We start from the raw sequence: 12,756 nt of genomic DNA, 5'->3' as shown, positions 1-12,756 counted from the left end.
GTGACATCGTGTGTGCGGGGGCTGGCTTGCCAGCGATTGGGCCTATAGGTCTCTTCTTATATAGAAGGAGATGAAATAAGCAGGGCCAATTTCATCTTTAATCTTCCTTTAATCACTGTATCCTTCACTCCCGGGTGTCGAGGGGCGTTCGCCTGTCCGACATCCGGGTTGCCGCTTTTTGGCGGCCGACGTTGAACCGACGTCGCCCTGGCTGGTCTGAAGTCGTCATCGGATAGCCCCGCGCAGTGCTATCACGCCGCTTCCTCGACGCACGTGTAGACTGTCGCCCAGGCAGGCCATTGCCCTGACAGGGTCGGACACTGCCCCTATCCATCGAAGGAATCGGTAATGAACGAACAAACATCGCGCCTGAATCGCGAACGGCGCTTCCTGGTTCTGCTGGGTGTGATCTGCCTGTCGTTGATCGGCGGGGCGCTCTACATGCAGGTGGTGCTCGGCGAGGCACCATGCCCGCTGTGTATCCTGCAACGCTACGCGCTGCTGTTGATTGCGGTGTTCGCCTTCCTTGCTGCCGCCATGCCGGGAAAACGCAGCCTGACGTTCTTCGAAGCCTTGGTGGTGCTCAGCGCGATCGGCGGAATCGTTGCGGCCGGCAACCATGTGTATATACTCGCGCACCCGATGGTCAGCTGTGGTATCGACACGCTGCAACCGATCGTCGACGACCTGCCTCTGGCACAGGTCTGGCCACTGGCGTTCCAGGTCGATGGATTCTGCAGCACGCCGTACCCGCCGATCCTTGGATTGTCCCTGGCTCAGTGGGCGCTTGTGGCGTTCGTCCTCACGGCCATCCTGGTGCCGCTGGGCATCTATCGGAACCGACGCAAGGCTTAGACAAAAGTCCCGCTTCCGACCTCTTCTATTGCACGGCGAGATACCAAAAGAAACTTGCCTCCCGCTTGACCTAGATCAATCACGAAGCCTTGCGCAATGCGGGCTCCAGGGCTATCAAGCGGGGTGCGACAAACTGTCGCGAAGTTGATTTTCCCTTCTGCATTGTTACCGATTGCGTAAAAGACTGTTGCGCAATAAGTCATAGTCAAGGGTGGGCGACCTATCTACAATCGCCCCCAATTTCCGTTCGGCACTGCTTGCAAGTCGCAGGATTGAAGGAAGCCGAGGCTCCTTTTTGCTGACTTCGTCAAGTTTCGCCCAACGGCGATACCGGGCGGACCCCCCTCCGCGTTTTCCCGCACCAAATGGACTTGGTCTGAAGTACAGGCCTGTTGCCTACGAAACCATAAGCACCGCTAACCCGCTTGACGCCAAGGTCCTGCAGTCGGACCTCCGGCAGGAGCGAGTACGGGCGCGAAATGCCTCACTTGGCAGGACGAAGTGTTGGCTACCAAAACACAAATTGCATTGAAGCAAGCTGATCTAGAGGTCGTGAGATGAGTAAAAAGCGTTACCCCAGACTGTTTGGCATATTGCCCTTTTTAGGCATGCTTTTACTCAGTGGGTGCAACTGGACCCTGCTCGACCCGAAGGGCCAGGTCGGCATTGAGCAAAAGAACCTGATCCTGATCGCTACCGGCCTGATGCTGCTGGTCGTCGTGCCGGTCATCATCATGACCATCGCATTCGCCTGGAAGTACCGTGCTTCCAACAAGGCTGCCACCTACACCCCCGACTGGTCGCACTCGACCAAGATCGAAGCGGCTGTCTGGATCATCCCGATCCTGATCATCATCGCCCTGGGCTACGTCACCTACCATTCCACCCACAAGCTGGACCCTTACCGTCCACTGGATTCCGAAGTGAAGCCGGTGCAGATCGACGTGGTCGCGTTGGACTGGAAATGGCTGTTCATCTACCCAGAGCAGGGCATCGCCACGGTCAACAAGATCGTCTTCCCGGCTAACACCCCGGTCAACTTCCGCGTGACCTCCGACGCTGTGATGAACTCCTTCTTCATCCCAGGTCTGGGCGGCCAGATCTACGCCATGGCCGGCATGACCACCAAACTGCACCTGATCGCCAACGAAAACGGCGAGTTCGACGGTATCAGCGCCAACTATAGCGGTGCTGGCTTCACCGGCATGAAATTCAAGGCTACTGCCACCTCCCAGGAAGACTTCGACAAGTGGGTCGCCGAGGTCAAGCAGTCGCCGAAGAAGCTGGACAAGGCCGAATACGACGCCTTGGCCAAACCAAGCGAAAACAACCCAGTCGCGCTGTATAGCGAGGCTTCGCCTGACCAGTTCCAACTGATCGTCGACAAGTACGAAGGCATGAACCGCGGTCGTCCGAGCCACGAAGAAGCAGGCAGCAAAGATCTGGCCACTACCAAGGGTGTGGAATCGAGTATGCAACCAGCTGCCGGTGCAGAGGAGTAAGAGATGTTCGGTAAATTAAGCCTGGAGGCGATACCCTATCACGAGCCGATAGTCATGGTGACGCTTGCCATGATTGCGCTCGGAGGTATCGCTGTCGTCGGTGCTATCACCTATTTCCGCAAGTGGACCTACTTGTGGACCGAGTGGCTGACCACGGTCGACCACAAGAAAATCGGGGTGATGTACATCATCGTCGCGATGGTCATGCTGCTGCGCGGCTTCGCCGACGCCATCATGATGCGTACCCAGCTGGCCGCCGCTACCGGTGGCGCCGAAGGCTACCTGCCGCCTGAACACTATGACCAGATCTTCACCGCCCACGGTGTGATCATGATCATCTTCATGGCGATGCCGTTCTTCACCGGCCTGATGAACCTGGCGGTTCCTCTGCAGATCGGTGCACGTGACGTTGCCTTCCCATTCCTGAACTCCCTGAGCTTCTACCTGCTGCTGGCAGGCGTGCTGCTGGTCAACATCTCCCTGGGTGTTGGTGAATTCGCCAAGACCGGTTGGGTTGCCTATCCGCCGCTTGCGGGTATCCAGTACAGCCCTGGCGTGGGTGTGGACTACTACATCTGGGCGCTACAGCTATCCGGCTTGGGTACGACGCTTACCGGTGTGAACTTCCTCGTCACCGTGATGAAGATGCGCGCTCCTGGCATGAAGCTGATGGACATGCCGATCTTCACCTGGACCTGCACCTGGGCCAACGTGCTGATCGTCGCTTCCTTCCCGATCCTGACCGCTGCACTGGCTCTGCTGACTGTTGACCGTTATCTGGACTTCCACATCTTCACCAACGAGCTTGGTGGGAACCCGATGATGTACGTCAACCTGTTCTGGGCCTGGGGTCACCCTGAGGTTTACATCCTGATCCTGCCGGCCTTCGGTGTGTTCTCGGAAGTCACCTCGACCTTCGCTGGCAAGCGTCTGTTCGGCCACCACTCGATGATCTACGCATCGGGCGCGATCGCTGTTCTGGGCTTTGCCGTCTGGCTGCACCACTTCTTCACCATGGGTGCAGGCGCGAGCGTCAACACCTTCTTCGGTCTGGCGACGATGCTGATCTCCATTCCGACCGGTGTGAAGCTGTTCAACTGGCTGTTCACCATCTACCAGGGCCGTCTGCGCTTCACCGCGCCGATCATGTGGACCCTGGGCTTCATGGTCACCTTCTCCATCGGTGGTATGACCGGCGTTCTGCTGGCTGTTCCAGGTGCTGACTTCGTTCTGCACAACAGCCTGTTCGTTATCGCCCACTTCCACAACGTGATCATCGGTGGTGCGGTATTCGGCTACATCGCCGGCTTCGCCTACTGGTTCCCGAAAGCCTTCGGTTTCACCCTGAACGAGAAGTGGGGCAAAGCTGCCTTCTGGTTCTGGATCTCCGGCTTCTACGTAGCGTTCATGCCGCTGTACGCCCTGGGCTTCATGGGCATGACCCGTCGTCTGAACCACTCGGACAACCCGGCTTGGGAACCGTACCTGTACGTTGCCGTCGTCGGCGCCGTGCTGATCCTGTTCGGTATCGCTTGCCAGCTGATCCAGCTGTACGTATCGGTCCGCGATCGCAACCAGAACCTGGACGTCACTGGCGATCCATGGGGTGGCCGTACCCTGGAATGGTCGACTTCTTCGCCACCTCCGTTCTACAACTTCGCCCACATGCCTGAGAAGGTTGGCCTGGACGCCTGGCACGAAGCCAAGGAAGCCGGTGTCGCCTACAAGCCTGCGGCCAAGTACGAAGCGATCCACATGCCGAGCAATACCTCCACCGGTTTGTTCATGGGCCTGTTCCTGACCGTCTTCGGCTTCGCATTCATCTGGCACATCTGGTGGCTGGTTGGCGCGAGCCTGGTTGCAACCATCGCTGTCTTCGTTCGCCACGCTGCGCGTGACGACCAGGGCTACATGGTTCCGGCCGAAGAAGTGGCGCGCATCGAAGGCGAGCGCATGAAAGCGCTGGCCAAAGCAGGTGCTCTGCCTGCCGGCGCACGTGTCGAATCGTTTGAGCGGGTGTAATCAATGTCCAGTCAAGTAATCCACGCCGGCGCTCATGGTCACGACCATGGGCACGACGATCACCACCACGACTCGGGCCAGATGACCGTACTCGGTTTCTGGCTGTACCTGATGACCGACTGCATCCTGTTTGCGTCGCTCTTCGCCACCTACGCGGTGCTGTCCGGCAGTTTTGCCGGCGGCCCGTCGGGTCATGACATTTTCCAGCTCGACTTCGTAGCTGTTGAAACCGCACTGCTGCTGCTGTCCTCGATCACCTTCGGCTTCGCCATGCTGCAGATGTTCAAGGGCAACAAAGGTGGCGTGCTGGGCTGGCTGGCCATCACCTTCCTGTTCGGTGCTGGCTTCATCGCGATGGAAGTCTATGAATTCCATCACCTGATCGGCGAAGGCTTCGGCCCGAACCGCAGCGGCTTCCTGTCGGGCTTCTTCGCCCTGGTCGGCACCCACGGTCTGCACGTGACTGCCGGTCTGATCTGGATGGCTGTCCTGATGTATCAGATCAGCACCAAGGGCATCACCCCGACCGCCAAGACCCGCATGAGCTGCCTGAGCCTGTTCTGGCACTTCCTGGACGTGGTCTGGATCTGCGTATTCACCGTCGTCTACCTGCTGGGAGTTCTGTAATGGCTAGCGCACACGACACTCATCACGAAGGCAACCACGGCAGCGTCAAGTCGTACGCGATCGGCTTCATCCTGTCGATCATCCTGACCGCGATCCCGTTCGGTCTGGTGATGTACCCGAGCCTGCCGAAGAACCTGACCGTCCTGATCGTGGTGGCCATGGCCGTCATTCAGGTGGTGGTGCACCTGGTGTACTTCCTGCACATGGACCGCTCGAAAGAGCAGCGTTCGAATGTGTCGACGTTCCTGTTCACCACTCTCGTAATCGCTCTGCTGGTCGGCCTGTCGCTGTGGATCATGTTCAGCATCCACATCGAAATGATGGCCAAGTGAGGTAAGACTGCATGTCCGTGAAGCACTTTATCCAAATCACCAAACCGGGGATCATTTTCGGTAACGTGCTTTCCGTGGCAGGCGGCTTCTTCCTTGCCTCGAAGGGCCATGTGGACTTCGCCCTGTTCCTGGCGGTAGTGGTGGGGACCTCTCTGGTCGTCGCGTCCGGTTGCGTGTTCAATAACTGCATCGACCGCGACATCGACCAGAAGATGGAGCGCACCAAGAACCGCGTCATGGTCCAGGGTGGCATGTCGCTGACCCTCGCGCTGATCTACGCCACCCTGCTCGGGGTGGCGGGTTTCAGCCTGCTGTATGTCCAGGCCAACCCGCTGTCGGCGTTCTGCGCAGCGGTAGGCTTCGTCGTCTACGTCGGCTTCTACAGCCTGTGGCTCAAGCGCAAGTCGGTGCACGGCACCTTGGTCGGCAGCCTGTCCGGTGCCATGCCTCCGGTGATCGGTTACTGCGCCGTCAGCAACAGCTTCGACCTGGCTGCAGTGACGCTGCTGGTGATGTTCAGCCTGTGGCAGATGCCACACAGCTTCGCCATCGCCATCTTCCGCTTCAAGGATTACAGCGCCGCCAACATTCCGGTCCTGCCGGTGGCGCGCGGTATTCTCGCGGCGAAGAAGCAGATCGTGCTGTACGTGCTGGCCTTCGTGCTCGCCACCCTGATGCTGACCCTGGGCGGCTACGCCGGTCTGGGTTACCTCGCCGTGGCGGCTGCCATGGGCCTGTACTGGCTGTACATGGCTTGGGGCGGCTACAAGGCCGAGGACGACAGCAAGTGGGCCCGCAAGGTCTTTGGTTTCTCCATCCTCACCGTCACTGCCCTGAGCGTGATGATGTCGGTGGACAGCCAGACTGCCGCGGACGTGCTGATGACCTACGCACGCTGATACACACGCCTGTTACACGAAAACCCCGGCCTTGTGCCGGGGTTTTTTTATGGCGGTCGTTTCGATGGCGCCTTTTTCGGGTAAACCGCCCACCGGGATTGCGCCGTTTTAAAGACTTACGCGGCCCCTACGGGAGCGGGTTTACCCGCGAAAAGGCCGGCACAGGCAACGTAAATCTAACGAATTCAATGAATAAGCCTAAAAAGATCTAACAAAACAGGAAATTATCCTTTACAGGTTATTCGTGTCGGCACTATCTTCTGATTCGGCCGCCGCAGCGGCCAACGTCGCTCGGACGGTTCCGGGCGCTTACGTCATTCGAGGAAGCCATGGCCAACCCAGGTTCGCCGCGCCGCTTTGCGCGCATCGATCGTCTCCCCCCCTACGTCTTCAACATCACCGCCGAGCTCAAGATGGCCGCCCGCCGCCGTGGCGAGGACATCATCGACCTGAGCATGGGCAACCCCGACGGCGCCACGCCACCGCATATCGTCGAGAAACTGGTCCAGGTCGCCCAGCGCGAAGACACCCATGGCTACTCCACCTCACGCGGCATCCCGCGCCTGCGCCGGGCCATTTCGCGCTGGTATCAGGAGCGCTACGAGGTCGAAATCGACCCTGAAACCGAAGCCATCGTTACCATTGGCTCCAAGGAGGGCCTGGCTCACCTGATGCTCGGCACTCTCGACCATGGCGACACGGTGCTGGTGCCAAACCCCAGCTACCCTATCCACATCTATGGCGCAGTCATCGCCGGTGCCCAGGTGCGCTCGGTGCCGCTGGTGCCCGGTGTGGACTTCTTCAACGAGCTGGAGCGGGCGATTCGCGAGTCGATCCCCAAGCCCAAGATGATGATCCTGGGCTTCCCGTCCAACCCGACCGCCCAGTGTGTCGAGCTGGACTTCTTCGAGCGTGTGGTCGCTCTGGCCAAGCAGTATGACGTGCTGGTGGTCCACGACCTGGCCTACGCCGACATCGTCTATGACGGCTGGAAAGCCCCGTCGATCATGCAGGTGCCCGGCGCGAAGGACATCGCGGTGGAATTCTTCACGCTGTCCAAGAGCTACAACATGGCCGGCTGGCGTATCGGTTTCATGGTCGGCAACCCGGAGTTGGTCAGCGCCCTGGCGCGGATCAAGAGCTATCACGACTATGGCACCTTCACCCCGTTGCAGGTCGCAGCCATCGCGGCGCTTGAAGGCGATCAGCAGTGCGTGCGGGACATTGCCGAGCAGTACCGCCAGCGCCGCAACCTGTTGGTCAAGGGGCTGCATGAGATCGGCTGGATGGTCGAGAACCCCAAGGCCTCGATGTACGTCTGGGCGAAGATTCCCGAAGCCTACGCTCACCTGGGCTCGCTGGAATTTTCCAAGAAGCTGCTGGCCGAGGCCAAGGTCTGTGTGTCGCCGGGGATCGGCTTTGGCGACTATGGCGACGACCATGTGCGCTTCGCCCTGATCGAAAACCAGGACCGTATTCGCCAGGCCATTCGTGGTATTCGCCAGATGTTCCGAGCCGATGGCCTGACCCAAAAGTGACACCGCGGAAGGGGCCGCAACGCGGCCCCGATCGTTCCGGATCAGCGGCGTTATTTTTTGCTTTCCCCCTCTTCTCAGCCACCCCCGCTTGGACTGAGAATGGCGCGCGGGCCCAGCCCCCATAACAACAACCCTCCCTCCGTGCCATCATGTCCGAATACAACCCTTGCCTTGACTGCGGCGCCTGCTGCGGGTACTTCCGTGTGTCTTTTTTCTGGGGCGAATGCCAATCAGCCGGCGGCGTTGTGCCCGACGATCTGGTGGTACAGATCAACCCCACCCGCGTCGCCATGATCGGCACCGACGCCAAGCCCTGTCGCTGCACCGCCCTGGAGGGCGAGGTCGGCAAGCAGGTCGCCTGCACCATCTATGAAAACCGCTCGAGCCCTTGCCGGGAGTTCGAGGCCTCTTGGGTCAACGGTGTGCACAACCCAAGCTGCGACGCCGCCCGTGCACATTACGGCCTGCCGCCGCTGGAGGCGAACGAGCCGCACTGGCCGGAGGATGACGGGGCCGAAGTGGCCTGAGGCCGGTGTTTTCGCCCCAGGTCTGTAGGGCTTGTTGCTTGAGCCACCTGTTGCGTGAAACACGGGTGCTGTATGGTTTCAGGCTCGTCCAAATACCGGAGCCTGCGGTTGTCTGCCTATTACCTGCCCGTGAGCCTGCTTCTGTACCTGATCGGCCTGTTCTTCGACGGCGCCTTGATGGGCGCAAGCCGGCACATGCCAGCCTTGCAGATGCTGCTTTACGGGCCCTGGGGCGTACCGTTCGGCCTGTATCAATGGTTTGCCAACCCGTTGCTGGTGGTGGCGGTGCTGGCCCATCGGCGCTTTCGCCGGCTGGCGTTGCTGCTGGGGGGAAGCGCCCTGTACCTGGCGCTCAGCAGCCTGGGTATCGAGCGGCTTCCGGACAACCAGAGCTACGCCTTCCAGGACGTTACCGGCTTTGGTGCAGGTTTCTACCTGTGGAGCCTGGCGATCCTGGTGTTCTGCCTAGGGCAGGCCTGGTGGTGCTGGAAGGCCCGGCGCGCCGATGACATGCCCGGTTGGCACTGGCTCGATGTGGCGCTGATCGCCGCGATCGCGGTCACGATCTACGCTGGCACCCAGATGCCTGCGCTGCATTTCGATGTGGACAAGGTGCTGATGCCGCCGGAGTCGTCGCAGTCGCTGTGACCCGCTCCCACACATTGGACTAGGTGGTAGGCGGGTTCACTTGCGAATAAGCGGTACAGGCAACACCTCAGCGCGACGTCCCCCACTGCACCACCAGCATCCCTATCACGATCATCCCCACGCCCGCCAAGCGCAGGGTGTTGACCGGCCGCTCCGGCAACCCCATCAGCCCCCATTGGTCGATCAGCAGCGACGACAGTACCTGCCCGGCGATCACGCAGACGATGAATCCCGCCGCCCCCAGCCGGGGGGTCAGCACCAGCGCTGCGGTGATGTAGAGCACGCCAGCCACACCGCCAAACCAGGCCCACCAGGGCGCCTGGGCCAGGTTCTGCACCTGCGGCAGAGGCGCGCGCATCACCAGCAGTGCGGGGACCAGCATCAGCAGGCTGACGCTCAGTGATACCCCCGCCGCCCACAGCGGGTGCCCCAACAGGCGACCGAGCGCGGCATTGCTGCCCGCCTGAAAAGGCACGGCGGCACCGGCCAATAGCGCGACAAGCAACGGGAGGATAGCTGAGAGGGAGAGGGCATGCGGCATGGAAGGGCTCCTGTGGAAAACACTAGGCGCAGTGTTGTTTATCCATTTCAATGATGGAAATTCGAAATTCACACAGGCTGTATTCGTCATATGGATGACCTGCGCCGTATCGACCTCAATCTGCTGTTGACCTTGCATGCGCTGCTCAGCGAGCAACATGTCTCCCGGGCTGCCTTACGTTTGCACCGCAGCCAGCCAGCCGTCAGCCATGCCCTGGCCCAGCTTCGAGACATTTTTGCCGACCCACTGCTGGTGCGCCTGGGCGGGCGCCTGCACCTGAGCAGTCGTGCCCAGGCTTTGCGCGAGCCGCTCGAACAAGCACTCGAGCAGCTCGACGGCCTGTTGGGCAGCCCGCGTTTCGAGCCGAGTCGGGCGCGGCGCACGTTTCGCCTGGCGATGTCGGACTATGGCGCGCGGGTGGTGTTGCCGGGGCTGATGCGCAGGCTCAGGACGGAGGCGCCAGGCATCGACCTGGTGGTATCCCAAGGCAGTCGTGAAGCCATGCTCGGGCAATTGATCGATGGTGAGGTGGACCTGGCGTTGGGGGTGTTTCCCGATTTGCCTTCGGAAGTGCGGCTGCAGGTGCTGTTCGAAGAGTCGTTCACCTGTTTGGCGGATCGCCGCAGTCTGCCGGCGCGTACGGGGCTTTCGCTGGCCCAGTGGCTGGCGCGCCCCCATGTGCTGGTGGCCGTGCGACCAGGCATCGATAACGAGATCGACCTGGCACTCCATGCGTTGGGCCAAGGGCGACGGATTGCGCTCACCCTGCCACACTGGGGGGTGGCCCAGGGCGTGATCACCGGTACCGACCTCATTCTGACCGTGGCCCGCCGCAGCCTGGCGGGTGCCCGGCTCGACCCCGGCCTACGCAGCTTTGCGCCCCCGCTACCGATCGCGCCGTTTGCCTTTACCCAGGCCTGGCATGCCAGGCGCGAGGGCGATGCTGGCCACCGCTGGTTGCGCGAGCTGATCCGTGGGCTTTGCGATGAGCACGAAGCGCCACGTTCAGCGAGTTGATCGTAGGGTTCTGAAGGCGCCGCCGCTGTAGGGGCGCCTTTAGGGGGCAAATTGCCCTAGGGGGTGGTGCGTGGCTCGCGCTTGGCCCGGGCCTTGAGGTACTCGCGCACTTCCACGCCGTCCCCGGCGAACTCGATACGCTCCGCTTTGGCTTCGCGCTGGTAGGCGTACATCGGGTCGTAGTACTCCTTGAGCACACCTTCGATCCAACCTCGGTGCAGGTCCACCTCACCGGTGTTCAACTGTGCTTCCAACGCTTGCTCCAGTAGCACCGAAAGGCGTTGATATCGCTCGCCGCCCAGACGCTTTTGGATATTGGCCATGCTTTGACGTATGCGTTCGGCAAACAGCCGTGGCCCGTGTTCAGCGCCATGTCGCTCGACGAATTCGGCATGCAGGTTGATGCCGTAGTCCCGCAGAAGGCGCTCCACGCGGTTCTCGAAGCTGTCCTCGAGCCATACCAGTGGGTACTGCTGCATGCCCTGGTATAGCTCAAGAGGTACCGAGCAACTGCCAATGATGCGCCCTTCATCCTCCAGCACGAACTGCTGCAGGCCACGGGCACGCTTCTTGAGAATGTCGATGGCGAGCTGGTTCTCGAAATCAATCTGCGCCGGCTGCGCGGTGGCGCGCTTGCCGAAACTCGACCCCCGATGGTTGGCATGACCTTCTAAATCCAGAACGTTGTCCAACTGCAGCAGCACATCGGTCTTGCCCGTACCCGTCAGCCCGCCGATCAATACGAAGTCGCATTCGTCGACGGCTTGCAAGGTGGTTTCCAGCAAGAAGGTGCGCATGGCCTTGTAGCCGCCCTCTACCTTCGGGTACTGGATGCCGGCTTCATCCCTTAGCAAGGCTTGGACGAGCTGTGAGCGCAAACCACCACGGAAACAGTACAGGTAGCCATCGGGGTGGGCCTGGGCGAATGTCACCCACGCCTCCAGGCGAGTCTGCTTGATGGCGCCGGTTACCAACTGGTGACCCAGGGCGATGGCGGCGTCCTGGCCGTGCTGCTTGTAGCAGGTGCCGACCTTCTGCCGCTCTTGATCGTTCATCAGCGGCAGGTTGACGGCGCCGGGGAAGGCGCCCTTGGTGAATTCGATCGGCGCGCGCATGTCCATCATCGGCACGTCGTCGAGGAACAGCTGGCGGTAATCGGTGCAGTCGTTGCGCATCAAAGCACCTCGACCGCGTGGGTCTGTCGCTCGACCAGCTCGCCGATCGGCGAGAGGGCCAGGTTCAGTTCTGCTGCCACGGCGAGAAACTCGGCCTCGCCCTCAGGGCTGACCGCCACCAGCAGTCCGCCACTGGTCTGAGGGTCGCACAGCAGGTGCTTCTGGTCATCGGTCAAGGTGCCGATCTTGTGGCCGTAGCTGTCGAAGTTTCGCAGCGTACCGCCAGGGATGCAGCCCTCGGCCAGGTAGTGATCGACGCTGGGCAGGCGTGGCACGGCGTCGTAGCGCAAGTGCGCGGTCAGTCCGCTGCCGTCGGCCAGCTCCACCAAGTGGCCGAGCAGGCCGAAGCCGGTGACATCGGTCATGGCCTTCACGCCCTCGAGCTTGCCGAAGCGGCTGCCGGGGGTATTGAGGGTGCACATCCAGTCGCGGGCCAGGCCTTGGTCCTGGGCACGCAGCTTGGCCTTCTTTTCAGCGGTGGTGAGGATGCCGATGCCGAGCGGCTTGGTCAGGTACAGGCGGCAGCCCACGCTGGCGGTGTCGTTGCGCTTGAGGTGGCGCTTGCTGACCACGCCGGTGACCGCCAGGCCGAAGATTGGCTCGGGTGCATCGATGGAGTGACCGCCGGCGAGCGGGATGCCGGCCTCGGCGCACACGGCGCGGCCACCGCGGATCACCTCGCGGGCGACTTCCGGTGGCAAGACGTTGACCGGCCAGCCGAGGATGGCGATGGCCATTAGCGGGTCGCCGCCCATGGCGTAGATGTCGCTGATGGCGTTGGTGGCGGCGATACGGCCGAAATCGTAGGGGTCATCGACGATCGGCATGAAGAAGTCGGTGGTCGAGACCACGCCGCGTTCATCGTCCAGGGCATACACAGCGGCATCGTCGCGCGAGGCGTTGCCTACCCAGAGTTTCGGGTCCAGGGCCTGGGCGCCGCTCTCGGCGAGAATCACATCCAGCACCTTGGGGGAGATCTTGCAACCACAGCCGGCGCCATGGCTGTACTGGGTCAGACGAATCGGTTCGCTCATACGCACCTCGGATTTTCGTGATGCGCGATTGTAGCAAAG

The 12,756-nt window shown here is 61.2% G+C and carries 13 protein-coding genes; 10 read left to right on the top strand and 3 right to left on the bottom strand.

Annotated elements, in window-relative coordinates:
* Window positions 1-348 precede the first annotated feature (348 nt).
* The 9 genes from IEC33019_RS19480 to IEC33019_RS19435 all read left to right on the top strand — a co-directional run bounded on the left by IEC33019_RS19480 (window position 349) and on the right by IEC33019_RS19435 (window position 8,950).
* Window positions 349-855: a disulfide bond formation protein B gene (locus IEC33019_RS19480; protein ID WP_070094175.1), complete on the top strand. Its 507-nt coding sequence runs from the start codon at window positions 349-351 to the stop codon at window positions 853-855.
* A 557-nt stretch (window positions 856-1,412) separates the two neighbouring features.
* On the top strand, window positions 1,413-2,357 hold the full coding sequence (gene cyoA, locus IEC33019_RS19470) for a ubiquinol oxidase subunit II (protein ID WP_043208031.1): 945 nt from the start codon (window positions 1,413-1,415) through the stop codon (window positions 2,355-2,357).
* 3 nt (window positions 2,358-2,360) lie between these two features.
* Window positions 2,361-4,379: a cytochrome o ubiquinol oxidase subunit I gene (cyoB, locus tag IEC33019_RS19465; RefSeq protein ID WP_070094176.1), complete on the top strand. Its 2,019-nt coding sequence runs from the start codon at window positions 2,361-2,363 to the stop codon at window positions 4,377-4,379.
* Window positions 4,380-4,382: 3 nt separating this feature from the next.
* Complete coding sequence (cyoC, locus tag IEC33019_RS19460) at window positions 4,383-5,006, top strand: cytochrome o ubiquinol oxidase subunit III (RefSeq protein ID WP_043208035.1); 624 nt, start codon at window positions 4,383-4,385, stop codon at window positions 5,004-5,006.
* Entirely contained in the window at window positions 5,006-5,338 is a 333-nt protein-coding gene (cyoD, locus tag IEC33019_RS19455; protein WP_043208038.1) for a cytochrome o ubiquinol oxidase subunit IV, read from the top strand. The genes cyoC and cyoD overlap by 1 nt, the downstream gene beginning before the upstream one ends.
* Before the next feature lie 11 nt (window positions 5,339-5,349).
* Window positions 5,350-6,237, top strand: a complete 888-nt coding sequence (cyoE, locus tag IEC33019_RS19450; protein WP_043208040.1) for a heme o synthase — start codon at window positions 5,350-5,352, stop codon at window positions 6,235-6,237.
* A 329-nt stretch (window positions 6,238-6,566) separates the two neighbouring features.
* Window positions 6,567-7,775 (top strand): alanine transaminase, encoded by a 1,209-nt coding sequence (gene alaC / locus IEC33019_RS19445; RefSeq protein ID WP_070094177.1) that lies wholly within the window; start codon window positions 6,567-6,569, stop codon window positions 7,773-7,775.
* A 149-nt stretch (window positions 7,776-7,924) separates the two neighbouring features.
* On the top strand, window positions 7,925-8,302 hold the full coding sequence (locus tag IEC33019_RS19440) for a YkgJ family cysteine cluster protein (protein WP_070094178.1): 378 nt from the start codon (window positions 7,925-7,927) through the stop codon (window positions 8,300-8,302).
* A gap of 108 nt (window positions 8,303-8,410) precedes the next feature.
* Window positions 8,411-8,950 carry a hypothetical protein gene (locus tag IEC33019_RS19435; RefSeq protein ID WP_070094179.1) on the top strand — a complete coding sequence of 180 codons (540 nt, stop codon included), beginning with the start codon at window positions 8,411-8,413 and terminating at the stop codon, window positions 8,948-8,950.
* A 67-nt stretch (window positions 8,951-9,017) separates the two neighbouring features.
* Here the strand turns inward: IEC33019_RS19435 and IEC33019_RS19430 are convergent, their stop codons facing one another.
* Window positions 9,018-9,491: a DMT family transporter gene (locus IEC33019_RS19430; RefSeq protein WP_070094180.1), complete on the bottom strand. Its 474-nt coding sequence runs from the start codon at window positions 9,489-9,491 to the stop codon at window positions 9,018-9,020.
* Window positions 9,492-9,581: 90 nt separating this feature from the next.
* Here IEC33019_RS19430 and IEC33019_RS19425 point away from each other — a divergent pair, with 90 nt between their 5' ends.
* Window positions 9,582-10,508 (top strand): LysR family transcriptional regulator, encoded by a 927-nt coding sequence (locus IEC33019_RS19425; RefSeq protein WP_070094181.1) that lies wholly within the window; start codon window positions 9,582-9,584, stop codon window positions 10,506-10,508.
* Window positions 10,509-10,564: 56 nt separating this feature from the next.
* Here the strand turns inward: IEC33019_RS19425 and mnmH are convergent, their stop codons facing one another.
* On the bottom strand, window positions 10,565-11,683 hold the full coding sequence (mnmH, locus tag IEC33019_RS19420) for a tRNA 2-selenouridine(34) synthase MnmH (protein WP_099593852.1): 1,119 nt from the start codon (window positions 11,681-11,683) through the stop codon (window positions 10,565-10,567).
* The gene (gene selD, locus IEC33019_RS19415; RefSeq protein ID WP_070094183.1) at window positions 11,683-12,717 is read right to left on the bottom strand and encodes a selenide, water dikinase SelD; all 1,035 of its coding nucleotides are present in this window, start codon (window positions 12,715-12,717) and stop codon (window positions 11,683-11,685) included. Before selD ends, mnmH begins: the two co-directional genes overlap by 1 nt.
* Between the last annotated feature and the right edge of the window lie 39 nt (window positions 12,718-12,756).

It is taken from the genome of Pseudomonas putida (assembly GCF_002741075.1).
GTDB lineage: Bacteria > Pseudomonadota > Gammaproteobacteria > Pseudomonadales > Pseudomonadaceae > Aquipseudomonas > Aquipseudomonas putida_T.
Note: the sequence above shows the minus strand (reverse complement) of the source record. Positions and strands in the feature narration are given on the sequence as shown.

What these genes read in the sequence shown, in the direction of transcription:
- IEC33019_RS19480 (WP_070094175.1), top strand. Translation starts at nt 349, where the DNA reads ATGAACGAACAAACATCGCGCCTGAATCGCGAACGGCGCTTCCTGGTT.
- cyoA (WP_043208031.1), top strand. Translation starts at nt 1,413, where the DNA reads ATGAGTAAAAAGCGTTACCCCAGACTGTTTGGCATATTGCCCTTTTTA.
- cyoB (WP_070094176.1), top strand. Translation starts at nt 2,361, where the DNA reads ATGTTCGGTAAATTAAGCCTGGAGGCGATACCCTATCACGAGCCGATA.
- cyoC (WP_043208035.1), top strand. Translation starts at nt 4,383, where the DNA reads ATGTCCAGTCAAGTAATCCACGCCGGCGCTCATGGTCACGACCATGGG.
- cyoD (WP_043208038.1), top strand. Translation starts at nt 5,006, where the DNA reads ATGGCTAGCGCACACGACACTCATCACGAAGGCAACCACGGCAGCGTC.
- cyoE (WP_043208040.1), top strand. Translation starts at nt 5,350, where the DNA reads ATGTCCGTGAAGCACTTTATCCAAATCACCAAACCGGGGATCATTTTC.
- alaC (WP_070094177.1), top strand. Translation starts at nt 6,567, where the DNA reads ATGGCCAACCCAGGTTCGCCGCGCCGCTTTGCGCGCATCGATCGTCTC.
- IEC33019_RS19440 (WP_070094178.1), top strand. Translation starts at nt 7,925, where the DNA reads ATGTCCGAATACAACCCTTGCCTTGACTGCGGCGCCTGCTGCGGGTAC.
- IEC33019_RS19430 (WP_070094180.1), bottom strand. Translation starts at nt 9,491, where the DNA reads ATGCCGCATGCCCTCTCCCTCTCAGCTATCCTCCCGTTGCTTGTCGCG.
- IEC33019_RS19425 (WP_070094181.1), top strand. Translation starts at nt 9,582, where the DNA reads ATGGATGACCTGCGCCGTATCGACCTCAATCTGCTGTTGACCTTGCAT.
- mnmH (WP_099593852.1), bottom strand. Translation starts at nt 11,683, where the DNA reads ATGCGCAACGACTGCACCGATTACCGCCAGCTGTTCCTCGACGACGTG.
- selD (WP_070094183.1), bottom strand. Translation starts at nt 12,717, where the DNA reads ATGAGCGAACCGATTCGTCTGACCCAGTACAGCCATGGCGCCGGCTGT.